This is a genomic window from Mycobacterium uberis (assembly GCF_003408705.1).
Classification (GTDB): Bacteria; Actinomycetota; Actinomycetes; order Mycobacteriales; family Mycobacteriaceae; genus Mycobacterium; species Mycobacterium uberis.
On record NZ_QAYL01000007.1, the window covers coordinates 85,436 to 106,855 of the forward strand.

The 21,420-nt window shown below is 58.6% G+C and carries 14 protein-coding genes and 2 pseudogenes; 8 read left to right on the forward strand and 8 right to left on the reverse strand.

Going from position 1 to position 21,420, the window contains the following annotated elements:
- Positions 1-28: 28 nt before the first annotated feature.
- The 3 genes from MUBE_RS06270 to MUBE_RS06280 form a co-directional block, all read right to left on the reverse strand.
- On the reverse strand, positions 29-538 hold the full coding sequence (locus MUBE_RS06270) for a helix-turn-helix transcriptional regulator (protein WP_116539876.1): 510 nt from the start codon (positions 536-538) through the stop codon (positions 29-31).
- Positions 535-3,579 carry an MMPL family transporter gene (locus MUBE_RS06275; RefSeq protein WP_165849739.1) on the reverse strand — a complete coding sequence of 1,015 codons (3,045 nt, stop codon included), beginning with the start codon at positions 3,577-3,579 and terminating at the stop codon, positions 535-537. The genes MUBE_RS06270 and MUBE_RS06275 overlap by 4 nt, the downstream gene beginning before the upstream one ends.
- 763 nt (positions 3,580-4,342) lie before the next feature.
- The gene (locus tag MUBE_RS06280; RefSeq protein WP_116539877.1) at positions 4,343-5,557 is read right to left on the reverse strand and encodes a lysylphosphatidylglycerol synthase transmembrane domain-containing protein; all 1,215 of its coding nucleotides are present in this window, start codon (positions 5,555-5,557) and stop codon (positions 4,343-4,345) included.
- A 163-nt stretch (positions 5,558-5,720) separates the two neighbouring features.
- On the opposite strand from MUBE_RS06280, the gene MUBE_RS06285 reads away from it, so the two are divergent.
- On the forward strand, positions 5,721-6,809 hold the full coding sequence (locus tag MUBE_RS06285; protein WP_116539878.1) for an AI-2E family transporter: 1,089 nt from the start codon (positions 5,721-5,723) through the stop codon (positions 6,807-6,809).
- Between the two features lie 65 nt (positions 6,810-6,874).
- Here MUBE_RS06285 and mmpL3 read toward each other — a convergent pair whose 3' ends face one another.
- From mmpL3 to trmB, 3 genes and pseudogenes are all read right to left on the reverse strand, one after another.
- Positions 6,875-9,742, reverse strand: coding sequence for a trehalose monomycolate exporter MmpL3 (gene mmpL3 / locus MUBE_RS06290; RefSeq protein WP_116539879.1), 2,868 nt, complete (start codon positions 9,740-9,742; stop codon positions 6,875-6,877).
- A gap of 63 nt (positions 9,743-9,805) precedes the next feature.
- Positions 9,806-10,529, reverse strand: a pseudogene (locus tag MUBE_RS06295) (NYN domain-containing protein).
- A 60-nt stretch (positions 10,530-10,589) separates the two neighbouring features.
- A complete protein-coding gene (trmB, locus tag MUBE_RS06300; protein ID WP_243632901.1) occupies positions 10,590-11,282 on the reverse strand; it encodes a tRNA (guanosine(46)-N7)-methyltransferase TrmB in 693 nt (230 codons plus the stop codon).
- 425 nt (positions 11,283-11,707) lie between these two features.
- Here trmB and MUBE_RS06305 point away from each other — a divergent pair, with 425 nt between their 5' ends.
- The 5 genes from MUBE_RS06305 to MUBE_RS06325 all read left to right on the forward strand — a co-directional run bounded on the left by MUBE_RS06305 (position 11,708) and on the right by MUBE_RS06325 (position 15,871).
- Positions 11,708-11,971: a hypothetical protein gene (locus tag MUBE_RS06305; RefSeq protein ID WP_116539882.1), complete on the forward strand. Its 264-nt coding sequence runs from the start codon at positions 11,708-11,710 to the stop codon at positions 11,969-11,971.
- A gap of 615 nt (positions 11,972-12,586) precedes the next feature.
- On the forward strand, positions 12,587-12,928 hold the full coding sequence (locus tag MUBE_RS06315; RefSeq protein ID WP_116539884.1) for a hypothetical protein: 342 nt from the start codon (positions 12,587-12,589) through the stop codon (positions 12,926-12,928).
- A 170-nt stretch (positions 12,929-13,098) separates the two neighbouring features.
- Entirely contained in the window at positions 13,099-13,407 is a 309-nt protein-coding gene (locus MUBE_RS06320; RefSeq protein WP_116539885.1) for a hypothetical protein, read from the forward strand.
- Complete coding sequence (locus tag MUBE_RS15670) at positions 13,404-13,565, forward strand: hypothetical protein (RefSeq protein WP_165849735.1); 162 nt, start codon at positions 13,404-13,406, stop codon at positions 13,563-13,565. The genes MUBE_RS06320 and MUBE_RS15670 overlap by 4 nt, the downstream gene beginning before the upstream one ends.
- Positions 13,566-14,041: 476 nt before the next feature.
- Positions 14,042-15,871, forward strand: coding sequence for a phosphoenolpyruvate carboxykinase (GTP) (locus tag MUBE_RS06325; RefSeq protein ID WP_116539886.1), 1,830 nt, complete (start codon positions 14,042-14,044; stop codon positions 15,869-15,871).
- Between the two features lie 890 nt (positions 15,872-16,761).
- Here MUBE_RS06325 and MUBE_RS06330 read toward each other — a convergent pair.
- Together MUBE_RS06330 and MUBE_RS06335 are read right to left on the reverse strand one after the other, a co-directional pair.
- On the reverse strand, positions 16,762-16,893 hold the full coding sequence (locus MUBE_RS06330; RefSeq protein ID WP_116539887.1) for a CD225/dispanin family protein: 132 nt from the start codon (positions 16,891-16,893) through the stop codon (positions 16,762-16,764).
- A gap of 326 nt (positions 16,894-17,219) precedes the next feature.
- Positions 17,220-18,297, reverse strand: a pseudogene (locus MUBE_RS06335) (acyl-CoA dehydrogenase family protein); the annotation flags it as partial.
- Positions 18,298-18,409: 112 nt separating this feature from the next.
- Here MUBE_RS06335 and MUBE_RS06340 point away from each other — a divergent pair.
- Complete coding sequence (locus MUBE_RS06340; protein ID WP_116539888.1) at positions 18,410-19,429, forward strand: MaoC family dehydratase; 1,020 nt, start codon at positions 18,410-18,412, stop codon at positions 19,427-19,429.
- A 620-nt stretch (positions 19,430-20,049) separates the two neighbouring features.
- Positions 20,050-20,841, forward strand: a complete 792-nt coding sequence (locus MUBE_RS06345; RefSeq protein WP_116539889.1) for a crotonase/enoyl-CoA hydratase family protein — start codon at positions 20,050-20,052, stop codon at positions 20,839-20,841.
- Positions 20,842-21,420: the final 579 nt, after the last annotated feature.

Below are 21,420 nucleotides of genomic sequence, written 5' to 3' on the forward strand. Positions count from 1 at the left end.
TGCGGTAGGAGAGACTGGCAAGTCAATTTTAGTCACTTTTGGCCAAACGCGCAGCTTTGGCCTTGACAAACCGGTCCGACAACCGACGCATCCGGATCATCAATGTCGCCGACGGACTGGTGCTGCCGTCAAGGTAGTTGGCCAGATCCTCTGGCGCTACCCCGATGCGTGAGGCGAATTCATGTTGCCCTAGGCCGGAGCGATCGATAAGCAGCCGCACGTGGCGGGCCACTTCGGCGCGCTCGTTGGTCTCCAGGTGGGTGCGGGCCCGCTCTAGCACCTCCCAGAGGGCTTTGCAGATGCCATACGGTCGTGTGCCCTCGAGGACTTCTTCGACCTGGCGGGCCGTTCGTCCATAGGGGTCGCGTTTTACCGCGGCGGCAATAAGCTTCCAGATCTCGATGTCACCGCCGTGCAGTGCCGAGCCGATAGCGGCGGTGGACCAGAATTCCACCGGTTGGCCGGGATCGTCACGGCTCTGGTCCGCGGCGGGTTGTCCCGGCGTCGTTGCGGGATGTCGGTCTACTGCCAACGTCACCTCGCCTCCTCGAGCATCCCTACAGCCACCGACAGGCAGCGTTGCCTGACCTCCTGCCATTCTGTCTTGGCGTCTGGGTCGGACCACTGATCGTCAGTGAGGTCAATGGGATAGGGGTCTGAGAGCCGGCATACCAACTGGGTTGCCATCCATTGCCGCATGGGTAGTTGACAAGAGTAATATCTGTCTAACTCGGCCAGCACCACGGCCGCGGTCGTGGGCTCTATCGCGTCGACCATCTCAGCTAATTCAGTGTAGTCGCGCCTGCTGTTACGGCACATGATCAGATAGCCCACCAGGCGCAGCGTTTCTGCGCCTGTGGGGATCAGCAACCGGTCGCCGGTGGGCAGTTGGACGTGGCTGGTTTCCATCGGGCTGCGCCGCTGGTAGGTCGGCTGGTTGGGGGCGTCAGCTTGCGAAACTATCTGCGCCTCCAGAGCGTCGATGGCGACTGACAGCCGGCCGCGCCACAGCGTGATCGGGTGAACTGGCCGGTCAGACCTGGGCATCATCCGTGCAATGATGTTGCGGTACGTCAGACCGACGATGAGCTTCCTGGTTGCCGAGTGAACCTTGGTACTGGTCGTTGTGCCGCCTGGGGCTGCAGGGGGCGCCGAGGTGCCATCGCCGGCACTCCCCTCTTTTAAACCCATTTCAGGGCCCTTTGCTGACTCCTGCGCCACGCCTGGTAATACGCGATCAGTCCGTTTATTGCTGCGTCCACACCCAGTGAAGGCAAGTGGGTCGGCCACGCAGATCGCGTCGGGCGCTAGCTGCTTGAGTTTCGCCGCTGACTTGAGCGCCGTCCGCAGGTCACCACTGGGCATTATGGCTGCCGAGATGTCGTCGGGGATGACCATGATATCGCTGAGATCGACCGCCGGGAGCGGCCTGTCGAAGTCAACGGACGGCAACGTCCGGGACAGCCAGCAGGGTAGCCACCAGTTCCATTGCGCGAAAATTGTCATCAGCGCCGGCACTAGAACCAGTCTCACCACAGTTGCGTCGACCGCGATCGCGACGGCGCACGCCACGCCAATCTCGGCGATTAGTGGCATGCTGGCAAACGCGAAGCCGATGAACACCGCAATCATGATCAGGGCAGCACTGGTAATCGTGCGTGCGCTGGTGCGCACGCCGTAGGCAACAGCGTCGCGAGTGCGTCCGGTCTGCAGGAAGCGTTCCCGGATGCGGGTTAGCAGGAAGATTTCGTAGTCCATCGACAACCCGAAGGTCATTGCCAGCACCAGCGGGGGAACCGTACTGTCGATCGAATTGATGTGTGCGAAGCCGAGGTTCGCCAGCCAGCCCCACTGGAACACCATCACTAAACTGCCATAGGCGGCAGCCACCGACAGCAATGTCATCAGCACGCCTTTGAATGCCAGAAACACCGAGCGGATCGAGATCAGCAACATCACGGACGCGATCAACGCAACGAAGACCAACATCAGCGGCTCCGTCTTGGCCACATGGTCATCGAAGTCTTTAATCAGCGCGGTCGGGCCGCCGACATCCAAGTGGGCCGCGCCGGGAACCTTAATAAGCTCTGTCCGCATCCAATCAACAGTTTCGCGGGCGCCTAGGTCCTCGGGATCGATCGACAACACCGCGCCCAGCAGCGCACTGCCGTTATTGTTGGCGAATTGCGGCGGTGTCACTGACATGACGTTCGGCGCTTGCCCCATCCGGTTACGGATCGCCGCGATTGTCTGGCTGTGTTCGGGTGCTGACGCGCCACCCTCAGAAAAGGTAATCAACACCTGAACGGGACCTAGCGCGCCTGGGCCGAGTGCTTGGGCTGCGGCGGACACCCCCGCGCGGATCTCATGTGCAGAGTCAAACTGGCGCAGCAGGCTGTTGCCCAGCACCAGCGATGTCGCCGGCGCCGCTATGATGATGAGGAGGGCCGATGCCGTCAGCGCCGAGATCCACGGTCGGTGCATCGCCCATGTTACCCAGCAGTTCCAGAACCGGGACTGGGTGCACTCAGGCCGCCGCGACCAGTGCAGCAGCGCTGACCTTTTGGCGACAGCCCGGCCGAATGTGGCTAACACCGTGGGTATCAAGGTGGCCGACGTCAGTATTGCGATAGCGACGGCCAGAATCGCTCCGGTCGCCATCGACTTCAGCGCAGGGGTGTTGATCAAGTAGATCCCGGTGAGCGAGGCGATGACGGTCATACCGGACAGCACCACCGCAAGCCCGGAAGTGGCCATTGCGGCGTCGATGGCTTCCTGTGGTTGCCGCCCGGAACGTAGCTCTTCGCGGAAGCGCATCAGGATGAATAGGGAATAGTCGACGGCCAGCGCGATGCCAAACATCGACACCGTCGAAGTCACAAACACCGACATGGTGGTGTGCATCGATACTAAGTAGACCAGGCCCATGGTGACCACGACGGTGCAAACGCCGAGTGCTAGCGGAACCGCGGCGGCGGCCAGCGAACCAAATACCGCAAGTAGGACGATCAGGATGATTGGCACGTTCCATCGTTCTGCTTCTGCGATGTCATGCTTGCTGCCGGTTGCCGCAGCGGCGCTGAGTGCACCCTGCCCGATGACATAGAGCTGCACGTGGGCGTTGGCGGTTCGCCCGGATTGGTCACCCTTGATACCTATCTTGGTACGCAGCTGCTTGGCGACGTCGCTTGTGCCCGAGTTGCGAGCGTCCAGCCGTAGTGACACCACATACGGCCGGTCGGGTCGCGGTGGCAGCTGGGTTAGGCCGGGCACCTCCGAGACGCCGGGGAACTCGCCGGCAATCCGTCTGAGGAGCGCGACAGCGTCGTTCATGTCCTGGTAGCTGGCATCCGGGCGGGGAGCAGCCACCAGCGCTAACGAGGCCGCTCCCTGGTCAGGATATTGTCTTTGGAGCTGATCGTGCACCAGGAGCGACTGTGATCCGGCAACTTCGAACCCTCCGCCGGTGAGATTCCCTGATTGTGTCATCGCCAGATAGATTGCTGGCACCAGCGCGAGTAGCCAGCCCGTGAAGACCAACCAGCGGAACCGACACAGGTAGCGGCTTAGGCGCATCATCAACTGCTGGATTTCTTCTCTCCCTGCCTTCTCGCACTGTGCCTGCGCACGTGAGCGTACCGCAGCATGCTGTGGATTGAAGCGACTGATTGGCAGCTGAGCTGCGGTGACAGCGATGCTACTAAGGCGATGGCACGACACTGCAAGTTGACGGGCGAACTGGATTTGAGCCATCTGGACTTGGCGTCGACTTGGCCATGTTGGGGTCGGAAGACCCCTGCCATAGCTAGCAGCCGTTTGCAAATCGTGCTGATTCAGCGGCCAGGCGCAAACCATAACGGAGTCATCCATGAACACAGGCATTGCGGCCAGGATCCGTGGGCTTTGTTGCAGGGTTGATCACCGCCGTCATGCCAGGTGCTGCGGTGGCCGGTGTTAGCCAGGGCCGTCGGCGGCCAGTGCGCCGGATCCATGTGTGGCCAGTGCAATGGCCAGGACGATCGGTTCTGGTGCCAAGTCGATGAGCGACTATGTTGGATACGCACTTAGAGACAAACCAGGCGATGGCAACAGCTGTTTCAGTAGTAAGTGGGTTCGCAATCGTTGACGTCGCTGAAATCCTATTTCGAGACTAACCCCAAGGTTGCTGGTGATCTGCAGACGATGTTACAGGGCGATGGGCCTCATGCAATCGGTGTAGAGAGGGCTGCCGGGCTTGCCTGACGGGGCCCACCAGTGCGCTGCCGTAAGTGACATCCATGGCCATCTTCACTCACCGTGACCGTGGCGGCTACCGGGTTCTTCGCGGTCCACAGTACGTCGGCTAATTGGCGCCAGCTGTCTTCTGCTCTGGAGGTGGTAATGGGCTGGGCAGGGTGGTCTCGGTAGGGCCTGCTAAAGATGAGTCCCGGTGTTGTGATCTAGCCATTAGACCGCTGGCCGAGTTATTGGTCGTGGTAGCATCTAAGTCGTCGGGGTCGGCGATGTTCTCGGTCCGGAACATGAAGAAGAACACCACCCAGCCGATAGCGGCGATGAGTAACCAGCTGATAAGCCGATAGATCAGCATTGCCGAGATGGCGCTGGGTAACGACATGCCACTAGATACCAGGCCTGGTACTAGCACTGCCTCGACGACCAGTAGGCCGCCCGGCATCAGCGGTATCGTGCCAACCGCACGTGCGGCCGCGTAGGCGACTATCAACCCGGCCACCGAGGCGTGGTCGCCTGCTGCGTAAGCAGCGAATCCCAAGCAGGCCACGTCGGCGATCCAGTTGAACAGTGACCAACTGAATGCCACCGCCAAATCGTGACGGCCTAAGCTCACCGACTTGAGTTGGGTGAGCGTCTGACGCCATGTCTCCAGGCCGGTATCGGCCGGTTTGTCGCGAACCGAGTTGGCCCACGACAAAACCCGTCTGCCGATCCCTTCGATCAGCTCCGGCCGTGACGCCACCGCCTGGGCCAGCAGCAGTAGTGCGACAAAACCACCCAGGGTAAACAGTAACGAGAACGGGTTGTTTTTCGCACCCAAGAAGAAGGCGCCTCCCAGACCGAGCAGCGCCAATCCTACCGCCTGCAACACACCCGACATCACCAGCTGCCACGACGCCACCACCGTCGACGCACCCCAGATACGCTGCTGACGGAGCAGAAACGTCGCCGATAATACCGGTCCACCCGGCAGTGTAGTGCTCAGCGAGTTGGCAGAATAGAAGGCGGCTTCGGACCGCAATTGCTTGACGTACACCCCGGCAGACTTCAGCAGGGCGCGCTGAATCTGAGCAAAGCTGTGCATCGACGCGGCCGCAGCCAGCACCGCAGCGAGCAGCCACCACCAGTTAGCTTCATACACACTTGTCCAGGCCTTGGCCAGCTGGTCCCATCCTAGTGCCACTTCGACGGCAAGCACGATGGCTACGATGCCGAGGACCGCCCATCGCACCCACCAATATTTGCCGCGCGCAGCTCCACACCCGCCAACGGGTGGTGCCTCCACGCGTTGGCGGAGTCTATGGACAGGGGCGTCGTGTGACACAGACTTTAGAGTAACCGTACAGGTAGTGCTATAAGCGCAGCGCATTTCCAATCGTGTCAGGGTTTGGTCTGGATATCGCGCCAGCCCTTGCTTTTGTAGCTGGTCTCGTGTGACCCTGTTAAAGCTGCTTAGCCAGTCAGAGGGCAGGTCTAGGCTTGGTGGTATGTCGGCGCGCCTTGACGACGCTTCGGTCGAGCCCCGGGTCCGCAAGATCACGGCTTGGGCGTGGCGTTTGCTAGTCATCTTGGCTGCGGTGGTTGCCTTGCTATGGGTGCTGAAAAAGCTTGAAGTCATTGTCGGTCCAGTGTTGCTGGCGTTAGTGATTAGCGCGTTGCTGGTTCCGGTGGTGGACTGGCTAGACGTCCGCGGTCTACCGCGTGGTGTCGCGGTGTTGCTGGTTTTGTTGGCCGGATTCGCGATCCTGGGTGGTATCCTGACATTTGTTATCAGCCAATTCGTCGTGGGTTTGCCCGATCTGACCGATCAGGTGACCCACAGCATCGATAAAACCCGAAGATGGTTGATTGAAGGGCCGGCGCATTTGCGGGGCGAACAGATCGACAATGTGGGCAATGCCGCTATCCAGGCACTGCACAACAACCAAGCGAAGTTGACCAGCGGTGCATTGTCCACCGCGGCAGCCATCACCGAGTTGGTTACGGCGGCGGTGTTGGTGTTGTTCACGCTGATTTTCTTCTTGTACGGTGGCCGCGACATCTGGCAGTATGTCGTCAAGATCTTCCCAGCCACTGTCCGCGGCAAGGTGATGGAAGCCGGTCGTGCTGGATACAGGTCACTGATCGGATATGTTCGGGCCACGTTCCTAGTGGCTCTGACCGATGCAGCCAGTGTCGGCGCGGGGCTGGCGATCATGGGTGTGCCGCTTGCGTTGCCATTGGCTTCGTTGGTGTTTCTTGGTGCCTTCATACCGCTGGTTGGTGCTGTGATAGCTGGTTTTTTGGCCGTGGTGGTCGCCCTGCTTACCAAGGGAATCGTCTATGCACTGATCACGCTCGGTTTGCTAGTTGCGGTCAACCAAGTCGAGACTCATTTGCTGCAACCGTTGGTGATGGGCCGCGCTGTATCGATTCATCCGCTCGCGGTGGTCCTGGCTATTTCCGCCGGCGGCGTGCTGGCGGGGATCGTTGGCGCGTTATTAGCAGTACCGACGGTTGCGTTCCTCAACAACGCAATCCAAGTGCTGCTGGATCCGGATCTATCCGCCGCGACAGGACAGCAGATTGAGACATAGAGGGGATATCTAGCCGGCGGACGACACCGGGGACAATTAATTCCAAAGATGGTCGGGAGTGAGGATTATAGTCGTCCCTCGCGACGCAGCAGATCCTGCGCGCTAACACCACCACCGGCGGCACGACGGCGCTGGCGCGAATTACCGCCTTGTCCTCGGGCGTTCAACTTCTCGGTGGCGGCTTCGGAGTCGTTGTCCTGTGGCCGTATGATCGGCAGAGCTGTCGTGGGTTCGGCCGGGTCGCCCGCGTTGTCGTTGGAACGGTTCGCCGAAACCGGCATAGCTCGCGTCTGACCGGTGGGTGGTGGTGGGGTTGGTAACGGAGATCGCGTAGCGGCGAATGGCGCGGCCTGCACGCCTTGGCTGCTGGACACCACTGTCGTGGTCGGGGCGTTGCCAGGCACTAAAAGGCGGGTTGTTCTCGTTTCCACCGGCTGGCTCAGCCTCGTCGGTATTCGCGCAGTGCTCGCACCGGAGGGCAGTTCCTGAGGCCGTTTGGTCTCCGCCCGGCTTGCCACGACCGAACGCGCTCGTTGCGATGGCTCCAGCACTGCGGGGTGAGTAGGATCATGCGGTGTGCGTGGCGCCGTAGTAGCCAGGTTGGCCCCTGTGACAGGAGGTCGGACGGGACACCCGTTGACAGTGGGTCGCCTGAGCTCGTCGGACAGGTGAATTTCACCCAGCCCGATGCGATTCTGCAGGCGCCGAGCCCAGCGCGGCGCCCACCAGCAGTCGTCGCCGAGCAACTTCATTATTGACGGCACCAGGAACATACGCACTACGGTCGCGTCCAGCAGCAGCGCCGCCATCAGCCCGAAGGCCAGATATTTCATCATGACTAGGTCAGAGAACACGAACGAACCGGCAACCACGGCAAGGACCAGTGCAGCCGCCGTAATGAGGCGGCCGGTAGTCGCGGTGCCGATCCGGACGGCCTCCTGGGTTGACATGCCTTCTGCGCGCGCTTCTACCATCCTGGATACCAGGAACACCTCGTAGTCGGTCGCCAAGCCATAGCCGACCGCAACGACGAGAGCGATGATCACCACCATTAATGGTGTCGGTGTGAAGTTCAGCCATTTGGAGAAGTGCCCATCGACGAAGATCCACGTTAGGATGCCCATGGTGGACCCGAGGGTGAGTGCGCTCATCACCGCGGCCTTGATCGGTAGGACGAAAGACCCGAACGCTAGAAACATCAACAGCATGGTGGTGGTAATAAGCACAACGGCCATCAGTGGAGCTTGCGCAACTAAGCTGTGAATCGAATCCTGCTCGAGGGCCGGGGTACCACCGACCCATACCGTAAGGCCTTTGGGGGGTGTTATACTGCGCAGTTCGTTGATCTTCTTCGACGCATCATTCGGGTTGATTAAGCCGTTCTGCAAGACCCGGACCGACGGATTCTTCGACGCACCCGGCGCCAAGGTACGCTCTTGCCACATGTTTGCGTAATTGTCGTCCGGCTCGATGAACCCGCTGATCGCCATCGCTTTACTACGAATGTCAGCGACCTCCTGGTCGGTGACGGGTTGATGGTTGGTGGTCTGGATTACCAGCGTCAACGGATTGGTGCGGTACCCCGGGAAGAGCTGGTCGAAATGCTCCTGTGACTGCCGCACCGCGTTATTGGGCGGCAGGTACTTCTCGCTCATACCACCGAATGAGAGGTTGCCCAGAGGGATAACTAGCAGGATCATGCTGACAACGATTGGGATGGCGAAAACCAGGGGCTGCTTCATCACGAAATTGACGAGCCTGCCCCAAAATCCGGCCTCGACTTCTTCGCGGGTCTTGGTCTTTTGTAGACGGTCCGCGAGCCAGTTAAGATAGGTGCGCGAGACTCGCCAGTTGCGTAGGAAAGGCACCCGAAATAGGGTCCGCACACCGAGCGCGTCGACGTGCCTGCCCAAAACCGCCAAGCATGCGGGCAGCAGCGTGATTGACAATAGGGCCGCAAGTGTCACCGCTGCGATGAGAGCATCGGTCAGCGACTTGACAAAACCCTGCGGCAACAGCAGCAGGCTGGCTCCCGATGCGGCAATGAGCACCGCCGAGAATGTCACCGTGCGGCCGGCCGTCATCACCGTGCGCCGTACCGCGGTCTCGGTGTCGTAGCCTTCCGCTATTTCCTCGCGGAACCGGCTCACCACGAACAGGCCGTAGTCTACTGCGATGCCTAAGCCGATCAGCGAAACCACCGGCTGGGCAAAAAACTGTACCGGTCCGAAGAGCGCTATGAAACGCAGAATGCCCAGCGCTCCCGCGATGCTCAGGCCACCTACTATCACCGGCAAGCAGGCTGCAATCACACCGCCAAACACCAGGAACAATACCACCGCCACCAGCGGCAGCGCCAAGACTTCCATCCGTCGTTGGTCGGTGGCAATCGTGCCGGTCAAGGCGTTAGCGATGGGGTTGAGGCCGGCGAGTTGGACGGTGCCGCCGTCAAGTTTTTGCAGTTCGGGTGCGATGGCCTTGTAGTTGTTGAGGATGGTATCGTCGTCGTCGCCTTTAAGCGGGATGGACACAAACGTGTACTTCTTGTCCGGGGTAGCCATGCCCTGCACGACCATGTTGGTCGTGTCGGGTGCTCGCAGGTAGCCGGCCCATCCCATCACCTTGTTGGAGTGGTCTCGCTGAAACTGGTTGAGTCCATCAGTGATACTTTTCGCCCACGCCGGATCATTGACGGTTTTGCCGTCAGGCGCATGGAAGATCGCCACGATGTGGCCGCTGCGGTCCCGGCCATAGACCTGGTCGCCAAGGATTGAAGCTTTCACCGACTGACTGTTGTCGTCGTAAAAACCGCTCTGTGTGACGTGCTTACTTAGACTCAGCCCGAAAACTCCGCCGCACAGGCACAGAGCTACCGTTACCCCGATTACAATGAACCGGTAGTGGTACACAGTTCGACCCCACCAGGCGAACACGTAAGCTCCTTACTGGATCGTAGCGATCCGCGCAGTGCCTTTTCGGTTTTCAACGCGCCAGTGTCACACACACGAGTTCAATAGCGCAGACGGCTGCCGGAAATGGCTGCAGCCACGCCCCTTGTTCAGGTAGCGAATCTAAGCCGATTCGCGGCAGTGGCTCCCGGAAAACATCAGCGATGTCCTCCAGGTCGACGATCTCTAAGGTATCCGACGTTAGCGTCCAACTAGTGTGCTCACGAAATTCGATCATTTGAATGTCGATTCCAGCACGCGTGATTTCTTCCAGTGGTTGACGAAACGTTTGGCTATTCGCGGAGGCCACCACCAGCGCTGCGCGCCCCTCGTTGTACCGTTGCTCGATGTGGGTCAGCATGTCGCGGTCGACGTCGATTTTCAGCTTGACGAAGACCGGGAACCCCATGTTACGTAGTCCGGCCACCCACGGTTGAACCACGTCGGCGCTGCCTGGCGCGGTGTTGGTGAACACAGTGGCCTCGAGTTCAATCGTGTTATCTGGATAGCAGGCTGCAACCTCTGCTGTACGGGTTAGCAGCCAACGACCCGGCGCGTCGAAGCGTGGATGTACCAGGGCGGTTAGGCGGTGACCCAGGATAGAGCTCAAGCTCATGTCGAGGTTAGGCGCGTCCCACACCAAGATCGCACGCTTGACCTGGGGAGCGAAACTCTCCAGGGTCCCGACGTAGTTACCGCCCAGTGCCGACGGTGTGAGCGACTCTGGTGTTTCCGGGTCCGTTATGGAGGTTGTGTCTTCGGTCACCCGCATAGTCCTCGGTTTATCAAGATCAATTCCGGCTTTCGGCAAATCAACTTCACTTTCAGCAAATTAACTTCGTTTTTTCCAAATCATCTCGGTGGCGGCATTGCCGGCGTGCTGCGCTTTCTTTTCGTACTTGGTGGTTGGGCGAACAGCTGAGATTGGCAGCCGGATGCTGCTATCCACACGACTCAACAGTGGTTCGCTATCGCCGAACTTGGCGATTTGCTCTGTGTAGCCAGGGTGGTCCGTCGCGGCGTGTAAAATCCCACCAGGGAGTAGTCGGTCAGCGATCAGTTCAACCGTAGCTGGCTGCAGGAACCTCCGTTTGTGGTGGCGTATCTTCGGCCATGGATCGGGAAAAAAGACACGAACACCGGTCAGCGATCTCGGCGCGATCAAATATTGCAGCACGTCGACCGCGTTCCCGTGAATCATCCGAATGTTGCGCACCTGATCTCGATCGATCGCGCACAGCAGCTGCGCCAGCCCGCGTCGGTAGACCTCTACCGCGATCACGTCGATATCGGGTTCGTGTTGTGCCATGGCCAGCGTTGAGGTGCCGCTGCCGCAGCCGACCTCGAGCACTACTGGGGCAGAACGCCCGAACCACGCGTCGGTGTCCAGCGGTTCGTAGCTCGGGGTTTGGGACACCACTGAAATGCCTATCTTTGGCCACAGTCGCTCCCAGGTCTGGCGCTGAGCGTTTGACAAGGCGGAGCGTCGCGTACGAAAAGCAGTGGGCGGGAGATGGCGTGCCACACTACTTTGTTTGGAGCCAGGCTCAAGCCGGTTGCGGTCAAGCGACTCTGATGACGAGTGCAAGTCCGCTTCGCGGACTAGGCTGGCTGAGGGCCCCGCCGTGACCGGCGTGTCGGGACATACCCTCACTCCAGGTTGCGTATGCATTTACCCATGTTGGCCTATGAACCCCTGACGTAGCTGCCCCTGGCCCAGATTGATATCCAACAGTTGTTTTCAACTTATAGCGGTGGATCGCATCGCGGCAGCGGAAATGCTGCCATTCGATAGGGTTTTGATCGGCCCCGGCAAACGAACCGAGCTGAGCGACGAGACAGGCTTTGGGCTCGAATAGGCAAAACCGACAAGGGATGTGGTGATCGGGCTAATTGGTTCGGGCAAGTGGAACGTGACAGAACGAGGGATGCCAGATTTTTGTCGACGAGTTGGCTCAGTTTGCGATCAAGACCGCTGAGGGGCAGGTGACGGCGATCGCCGAGCTGAATGTTTACGCTATCGCCGAAGTGATCAAACCCAAGGACGCAGAAGCCATAGCCACAGCGCGACCTCTGGCCGCGTGTGGTGCTGAGCAAAACCGATTCGGCAGAGTTCGTGGACGATGGATCCATCGCGGTGACAGTGGCCACGGAACCGCTGCACACATTTTCTTTTCTGAGCTGGTCGGGAGTATCTATACAGCCTATGATTAGTCAGTCAAGTTTACACGCCGTAGCCGCGCTCGGCAATTTGCTCGATGACGCGGTGTGGGCCGTGCTGCAAGTGCTGGCCGCCGATCCGGGTGGTTAGGCTTGTCGCGTTGGCTCCGTTTGATGGTTTTCTCGGCCAGCGAATAGCCCAGTGCCGACTGGGGAGCGGCTGCGCGCGCTTGCGAGGGTTCGCTGCGGAAAGGCGGGATCGCTGATCAAGTGTGGGCGTTGCTGTGCCAGTTTAACGGTGCCAATGCCGTCGTCGGCAAGATCGCTGCCGGTGCCACCGAAGTGCATTAAAGGCGGGTGTTGGAGGCTGTCGCTGTCTGCGATGACACGGTCAGCGAGCGGATCTGCGAGTTATGTTTCGTGACAACACAGTGGTCACTCCGATGGCTGTCTCCTTGACCTGACCCAGGTGTCTGTACTGGGAGCGGTCATGCCCCGATTGCGTTCGCTTGCTATCAAGGAGCAACTTGGTACGGAAGCAATGACATACGGATTTCTACCATAGGCAAAAGTTCGTCGAGTTAACCGACCTGAGGCCTGGCGATGCGCCGTTGGCAATGATGTTTAGTCGTTTCTGCAGCTTCTGAACTGACAGAGTCGGATTGTGCGTTGCTGGACGCCGCTGTCGACAACATCGACGTGACGGTTGGCGTGGTGTCCAAAATAGACGTGCACCGGACCCGGCATGAAGTGGTTACTGCCCACCACAACGCCCTACCCACGCACGAGCCCCGCTGCTGTCAGGTGTCCTGGGTGGGCGCGGCTGCCTTGCCCGACGTCGGTGAACCGCAGGTTGACGATTCGGTCGACAGTAGCTCGTTGAGTCGGATATTGGCTCGGCGAAATAGGCTGCGGTCGTGGGCTCTCGGCTTCAAATGCTGGTGGGGAAAGCGGGATCGCGACGCTGAGGACGCCGGCGAGCGGGTACGGGTTGACGCGTTGCGCGCATAGCGCAGTACGGCCCTGCGGGAGCTACACCAGTCCACATCTAAGCGTACCATTATGCTGTACAGTCTGATCCAGCAAGTTCGGGTCCAGTTGTCGTACTTTGCCCTCAACCCTAATGTTCACCAATGTGCAGCGAGTTACAATAGGAGGCCTCGAGTCTATCTTGGCGGGACATGCCAGGTTTCGAAGTGCATGCACACGGCCGCATGGCGCAGGTGTTCGCCGAGGCGAGTGACGATACTGCACGACAGCTCGTCGAGGTCGCGGAGGTGATGGATGTGTCGGTCATCCCATCTGCCTTCGAGGTACTATCGGAGGCTGGCGTCCCGTTCCCGTTGCCGCAATCGCGTCGGCCGGAAGTCTGGCTGATGATGTTGTTGGGTGCCGGATTCGGACTGGGGTGTGGCACTGACGCTGGGTCGACTGACGGCCGACCTTGTTCCCGGGCTATAAGACCACAAGGGCCGTTTTGTGTGCGGTGATCGGGCTGGTGTTGACTGTTGTGATGGTCAACATCCGCGGCTTGTTACGTGACTGTGCGGTCGCTAGACCGGTGGGTGTGCGGCGTGACAGCGTCGCTGTGATCCACGGTGGACTTAGCTGGTTGCGCCCCGGATACTGGCTGCCGAATTGGCGTTGAGCACTGTGTGGGCAGGGCACAATGAGGCCGAAGGTGCTTAGCTAGACAATCAGGTCAGTGTCGTTGACAGCGAATTGTGCGAATACACCATTGCCTTAGTGCAGACCTCAGCGGTGCGTGATCGGGAGACGCTGATGATACAAGCCGCGCTAGATGTTGTGCATGCAGAACTGATTGGTGATCCGAGGATACCTACACCAGAGGGTGACTACGATCCCTAAGGCCTGGCGGGTCCGAAGGCTCGGTCGCGCCATGCGAATCGGTTTCGAGGATTGTAAATGGTGGCAATTCCTGACGCTTTTAAGGCTTCTGGATCGCTGTTGTGAGGAGGCTTGTACCTGCCCGAGCCTTTCGCGGCAGGTTCGTCACGATAATCTGATAGGTAAAGCGTTTGTGTGGGCAAATGCATGTGAGTGCGCTAGTAATCACGAGAAGCCGACTAAGTACGCAAAAGAATTCAGGAGACGGAGACTTCAATGACCTCAGCAACCATTCCCGGTCTGGACACCGCACCAACAAACCATCAGGAGTTGTTGTCGTGGGTAGAGGAGGTCGCCGAACTGACTCAGCCTGACCGAGTGGTTTTCGCGGACGGCTCCGACGAAGAACGGCAACGGCTCACCGAGCGGCTGGTCGCGGTGGGCACCTTCAAGAAGCTGAACGACGATAAGCACCCCAATTCCTACCTGGCGCTGTCCGACCCCTCCGACGTGGCGCGGGTGGAGTCTCGGACATTTATTTGTTCCGAGCGGGAGATCGACGCCGGACCGACCAACAACTGGATAGATCCCGCCGAGATGCGGTCCACCTTGACCGAGCTGTACCGCGGCTGCATGCGTGGCCGCACCATGTGGGTGGTACCTTTCTGCATGGGCCCGCTGGGCGCCGAGGACCCAAAGTTGGGTGTGGAGATCACCGACTCCGAATATGTCGTCGCGTCGATGAAGGTGATGACCCGGATGGGTGCGGCCGCCCTAGAGAAGATCGGTGACGAGAGGTTTTTCGTTAGGGCCTTGCACTCGGTGGGTGCTCCGTTGCAGCCGGGTCAAAAGGATGTGCCTTGGCCGTGCAACAAGACCAAGTACATCACTCACTTCCCGGAGACCCGTGAGATCTGGAGTTACGGTTCTGGCTACGGTGGCAACGCACTGCTCGGTAAGAAATGCTACTCGCTGCGCATCGCTTCAGTAATGGCCCACGACGAGGGCTGGCTCGCCGAGCACATGTTGATCCTAAAGTTCATCTCCCCGGAAAACAAGGCTTACTATTTTGCAGCGGCGTTTCCGTCGGCCTGTGGCAAGACCAATCTCGCCATGCTGCAACCGACGATCCCAGGCTGGCGCGTTGAAACGCTCGGCGACGATATTGCCTGGATGCGGTTCGGGCAGGACGGCCGAATGTACGCGGTCAACCCCGAGTTCGGATTCTTCGGAGTCGCGCCGGGCACTAACTGGAAGTCCAACCCGAACGCCATGCGGACCATCGCCGCGGGTAACACCGTTTTCACCAATGTCGCGCTCACCGACGACAACGACGTGTGGTGGGAGGGCCTGGAGGGAGACCCACAGCACTTGACCGATTGGAAGGGCAACGACTGGCACGCCGGCACGATGGAGACCTCTGCAGCACACCCGAATTCGCGCTACTGTACGCCGATGTCGCAGTGTCCGATCCTGGCGCCGGAGTGGGACGATCCGCAAGGCGTGCCGATCTCAGGTATTCTTTTCGGCGCCCGCCGCAAGAACACGGTGCCGCTGGTGACGCAGGCCCGGGACTGGCAGCACGGCGTTTTCATGGGAGCCACCATGGGCAGTGAGCAAACCGCCGCCGCCGAAGGCAAGGTTGGCACGGTGCGGCGCGACCCGATGGCCATGTTGCCGTTTATGGGCTACCATGTCGGTGACTACTTCCAGCACTGGATCGACCTGGGCAAGAACTCCGACGAATCGAAGCTACCGAAGGTATTCTTCGTCAATTGGTTCCGTCGCGGTGAAGACGGCAGGTTCTTATGGCCAGGTTTCGGCGAAAATAGCCGGGTGCTGAAGTGGATCGTCGATCGCATTGAACACAAGGTAGGTGGGCAGGACACCCCGATCGGCATCGTGCCGACCGCCGCGAACCTGGACTTGGACGGACTCGACATCACCAGTGACGATGTTGCCAAGGCTCTCGCGGTCGACGCAGATGAGTGGCGCAACGAACTGCCGTTAATCGAAGAGTGGTTCGAGTTTGTCGGTGATAAGCTGCCCACCAGCGTCAAGGACGAGTTCGAAGCGCTCAAGCAGCGGCTGGCAAAGGTTGGATAGTAGTCAATCACCTATCGCTGCAACGACTTTGGCAAGCTTAAAGTGTACTCGATCCGACGATGGCTGTCGAGTTGCGCGGCTTCGAGATAGCGTACCGTTTCAGCGGCAGGCAACCGATTCATAAGTCCAAATTGTCGCGCAGCGTCACCAGCCTCGCGATTTGATCATCGAAATGTATGCGCCAGTCCTTGGACAGCCGAGCTCAGTCAACGTCAGCAGGGGTACCCCATCTAGCAACTTCGCCAATGTAGCCGTGACTTCGTCTTTGAGCGATAATGTCATATCGTTCTGCAGTGGTGGCGACCTCACTGAATTCGGCACCTTTACTTATCCGGCGAATGCACATGTAGCGTGCATCCGGACACAAGCCTGGCCCTGATACTTGATGCGCTTGATCGCGCGGCTTGGTCCGCTCTGTCGCGCCAAAGTGCACTGCCGGATACTAGGAAGCGGATGGGATATGGCGGCGTTTTGCAGATAAACTGAAACGTGGAACGACTCGGTATTTAGACTGCCAGAAATGGTTCTGGGACTGCTGCCTCAATCCGGAGGTACCGTCCAGCGTTACACATACGGTAGACAGCTGGCGTACGGCATGCCGTGTGCTGTCGGGGCACAGGATCGACAATGATACCGCACTTGCGTGGAGACTTGTGGATGCAATTACACGGGGAACAGCGAACTAACCGTAGCGGCCGGTGGTCCACACATCAAGCCATTGATTTTCAATGCTGCGTGCACGAGACGCTGCCGCAGAATCCCGAAGATATATCTACGGAACGTTCGAGACGGTCACCGGGAGGGATATATGTCACCGGGAGGGATATATATAGAGAGAGAATTGTACCAATCACGACAACGACGGAACCAACGATCGCGCCGATGATGTTTCATCTCTTGGCATTATTGGAAATAACTTGCGACTTAGTATAGTGTCCGTTACTCCACAGTCCGGAGGCCTTAGTGGAGTACGTGATCGACACAATCCTGAAAACAAGACAACGCAGAACTGTGCACAGAATAGCCTAGACGAGGTAGTTGTTTAGTTCCTGTTGGTTCTGTCAACTTCCCTGTTGTTACAGCCAACCGGGTTGCTGTACTTACTGAACTGGTTGTTGGTCCTGTTGCCACTCCAGTTGTTAATCAGGCCAATCTGAGGCAACCGAGTACGGCGATATCGGACTACTTATGGCGACTATCTTTCCTCCGTTGTGACAGGTTAACTGTTGGCGTCGAGTTGCCGGTGCCAAAGTCAGGAAAATATATAGCAACGATCAGTTGTTAGCGTGTATTTTACGAATTCCTTTGCGAAAAAATTGAGGCAGCCGGTTCGAAGACTTTCCCCGCTACCACCACGGGCTACCAGCTGCCCGACTATGACATTGCGCCGGATTTCATTGGTGCCTTCGGCGATGATCATCAGTGGCGCGTTACGGCAGTAGCGTTCGGTATCAATATTCGCATTATGTAGTCGTAACTACGCATAGATGCGTACCACGTTCAGGACGATCTCTATCGCGATCTCGGAAACGGACAGCTTGGCCACCCCGGCTTCCATATAGCAGCGCTCGCCGCTGTCGTAGTGTTCATCAGCATAGCGGATGAACTGGCGGACGGCGATGAGTTTGGTCGCCATATTGGCCAGATAGTTATCGACAGCCTAATGCTGCCAAATCAGCCGGCCGAAACTTTCCTGAAGCTGAGCATAGGCCTAAACGTGTTTTCGAGCGCCGTCGTCGCCACGCTCAGGGCTTGGATCGCTACTGGAATGCGGGTCCGTATCCAGACTCTTACGTCATCTGCTAAAAGCCTTCCTCCATGCTGCCACTCAAGATTGTTGACACCGGCACCGCAAAGTTATCGAATGTCAGCTCGCAGAACTCAATGTCTTTGTAGCCCAACTTAGGTAGTTCGCACGACACCGTCAGAACTGGCCTGTGCTCGACAAGCAGAAGCGACCTGCCTTGTGTGGCGCGGTTTGGTCTGCGGGTCGGTCTTACACAGAAATACGGTCAGGCTGGACTTGTGTGCGTTGCTGATCCAGGTCATTAGTACCGTTAATCAATAAGCTGCTGGAGCTGTAAGGAAGCGCCGTCGTCGACATGTTCTGCAGGCCGGAGTTGTCATCTTGTCCAGTTAGCGCCATGGATGGCAGGTAGCTGCACTTCTGATGCTCAGTGTCTAACAGGGTCAGCAGTTTGGCGACGACGGTACGTCCGTTCGTTGCGCCGGCTAGACTTATCTAGCCTCAGGTCAGCTCCTTGGTGATACGCACATAACGCGGCATTGGTACCGGCAATTCGCTATACTTTACCGGAAATCGCCATGCTGTAGATGCTGATCCGCTTTATCTGCTTGATCCACTTCTCGGAATAGGTATTGGCGTGCTCGACCTGGTACGCGGTTGGTTTGACATCGCGATCGATGAATGTTCACAGAGTGGTGACCAACATTTCTTCTTCGTCTTTGCGCTTACTGTTCATTCGCGTCATCTTCCGTATTGACCCCTTAATCGGTAGTCTGCCAGCATGTGGCGTTATGACTGTGAATAGGTATGCAGGCCAACGCGAAGGTGGGCCCTACTTTGACGAGCTTTCAATCGGTCAGGTGTTTGACTGGGCGCCTGCGACGACACTGACGTCGGGGATGGCGGCGGTTCATCAGGCGATTGTGGGCGACAGGATGCGCCTGACTCTGGATGCCGAATTGTCCACTGCAGTAATCGGTGGGCACGCCACGTTGGTGCATCCAGGATTGGTTTGCGATGTGGCGATAGGGCAATCGACGTTGGTTACTCAGCGAGTGAAAGCTAATCTCTTCTACCGTAATCTCGTCTTTCATCGCTTTCCGGTCATTGGAGACACACTCTATACCCGCACTGAAGTAGTTGGACTGCAGGCTAACTCGGCGAAGCCTGGCCGGGCACCCACCGGAATGGCGGCGCTGCGAGTGACTACGATCGACCAGGACGATCGGTTGGTGCTCGACTTCTATCGTTGCGCCATGTTGCCTACCGGTCCGACTTGGCATCCCGATGACGCACTGAGCCGCAATGATGACCTGTCCACAGTCGGTGCGGACGTCGTCACGCCGGCTTCCAATCCAACCGGACAGTGGAACGCAGCGGGTTTCCGGGAGCGGGTACCCGGTCCGCATTTTGACGCAAGTATTACTGGCGCGGTGTTACACAGCACTGGCGACATCGTCAGCAGTGCACCGGAACTGGCTAGAGTTACATCAAATATTGCTGCTACACATCATGATTCGAGGATAGGAGGACGTCGGCTGGTATACGGCGGACACACCATTGGCCTGGCGCTGGCCCAGGCTAGTCGGATGCTGCCCAATCTAGCGACGGTGTTGGGCTGGAGGTCTTGCGACCACATAGGTCCCGTCCACGAGGGGGAAACTCTGTACAGCCAGCTGCACGTCGAGTCTACCGAGGCAACCCAGCAAGGGGGTGTGTTGGGGTTGCGGTCGCTGGTTTACGCAGTGTCTAAGGGGGGCAAGTCCGACCGACTGGTGCTGGACTGGCGTTTTAACGCGTTACAGTTTTAGTTGTTGCACGTGGTTAACGTTGGGTTAGGCTCGGCGTCGTGAGTTGCGCACCATCCCAGTGGGCCAGCGACTGAGCAATTAGCGAGCTAGTTTAGCTTAATAGATACGCTAGCGCACCATCGGACTTCTTTTTGTGCCAACGTGTTTAGGTCGCATCGGGCGTGTTGCCGCACCCGTCGGCTGCCGTGTGGGTGTCGGTATCGAGGTGGTCACACTGCTGACCGTTCCCCGCCGGCGGCACAGGTGGGCGCTGATGACGACACTGTGCTACGTGTGGTCTCCGAAAGGGAGTGCCTATCATCAAGGTGCGCCGAAATATCTGCAGGCAACTGATCAAACCCAGCAGCCGTTCGTTCCTAGGCAGGTGTCTGGCTGCTTACCGCGATGGTGTTCGTGGTGAGCGCTGTCGCCTACGCAACCAGAGTGGTGGTTGTGCGTCGGCGGTCCGCAGGCCGGTCCGAGTAGGTCTTTGAGGAGGTGGACAAAACTTTTACGACTTTTACGCAGGGCTTGTGATGTTGTGCGACAACCATCAACCATATGGAATGTGTGACCAGGGCTGGAGTACCTCTCAGGCCATGATGCGGGTCCCCTGATAGCATAAGGAGTTACGCAGCACTGTGGTCACTGGAAACGACAACACCGCTAATACCGAACCCGAAGTACTGGTTGAACGGCGGGGTCGAATTCTTATTGTCACGATTAACCGACCAAACGCCAAGAACGCTATCAACGCCGCGGTCAGCCGGGGCTTGGCTGATGCGGTGGATCGGCTCGACGGCGATGCCGACCTTTCGGTGGGAATCCTGACTGGTGCGGGCGACTCGTTCTGTGCAGGCATGGATCTCAAGGCATTCGCTCGCGGAGAGAATGTCATTGTTGAGGGCCGCGGTTTGGGCTTCACTGAACGTCCGCCGGCCAAACCGCTCATCGCCGCGGTGGAAGGATTTGCCCTTGCCGGTGGCACTGAGCTAGCGTTGGCCACCGATCTGATCGTTACGGCCACGGACTCAGTATTTGGGATCCCGGAGGTCAAGCGAGGTTTAGTGGCGGGCAGTGGGGGATTGTTGCGATTGCCCGAGCGCATCCCGTATGCGATCGCCATGGAGTTGGCGCTGACCGGTGACAACCTGCCGGCTCAGCGTGCCCACGAGCTCGGGCTGGTCAATGTCCTAGCCGCGCCAGGGATGACGCTGGACGCGGCGCTGGTGTTGGCAGAGAAGATCACCGCTAACGGGCCGCTTGCGGTAGCTGCCACCAAGCGGATCATTACCGAGTCACGCGGCTGGAGCCGCGACGCCATGTTCGCCGAGCAGATGAAGATCCTGCTTCCAGTGTTCGGGTCCAACGACGCGAAGGAAGGCGCAATCGCGTTCGCCGAGAAGCGTCTCCCGCGCTGGACGGGAACCTAACCGGTCAAGATAGGGCTGCACGGTCGTCCCCAGCCAGGCGATCACGTCCTCGATGCTCGTCGACGTGATCGGGTCGCTATTCAACTAGTAACGTGTAAACGCTAGTCCGGCTAGCTGGTTGCCAGCTTGATGCGTAGCTCGGTGTAAACCACGCCGAATCCCGCCGATACCCGTTCGGCAAGGCTATCGTGCAACACCTGTTGTGCCGCGGGTTGGATGGGCGTCGAGCGCTACAGCGTCAGTAACGGCTCAAAACCGACATCTTGGTCCCAATGCTGCAGAAACCGGCTCACCAGTCTGGAGCTGATTGATTCGCTCTTCTCGTCGAGGAGTGTAACCAGCTGGTGCAGCGGATGTTCGGTACCGGTCAGCGTGGACGCAGTGAAAAGCTCCTTTTTACTGCCAAGTAATAGGCTATTGCGATATCCATGCTAGCGTGCGGTGGCAATTGTGCGGACAGTCGTCTGCTCATACCCGTCGTGCATGAAACGTTCGTGCGCTGCGTAGATGATCCACTGTTGGCTCTTCGACCAGTGTGCCACCGGCCTGTGCACCGAGCTTCCTGCTATGCACGGCAAT

Bases quoted from the DNA above. Each gene is read 5' to 3' on its own strand.
- MUBE_RS06320 (WP_116539885.1), top strand. From the start codon at position 13,099: ATGCCAGGTTTCGAAGTGCATGCACACGGCCGCATGGCGCAGGTGTTC.
- MUBE_RS06340 (WP_116539888.1), top strand. From the start codon at position 18,410: ATGACTGTGAATAGGTATGCAGGCCAACGCGAAGGTGGGCCCTACTTT.
- MUBE_RS06275 (WP_165849739.1), bottom strand. From the start codon at position 3,579: ATGATGCGCCTAAGCCGCTACCTGTGTCGGTTCCGCTGGTTGGTCTTC.
- MUBE_RS06285 (WP_116539878.1), top strand. From the start codon at position 5,721: ATGTCGGCGCGCCTTGACGACGCTTCGGTCGAGCCCCGGGTCCGCAAG.
- MUBE_RS06325 (WP_116539886.1), top strand. From the start codon at position 14,042: ATGACCTCAGCAACCATTCCCGGTCTGGACACCGCACCAACAAACCAT.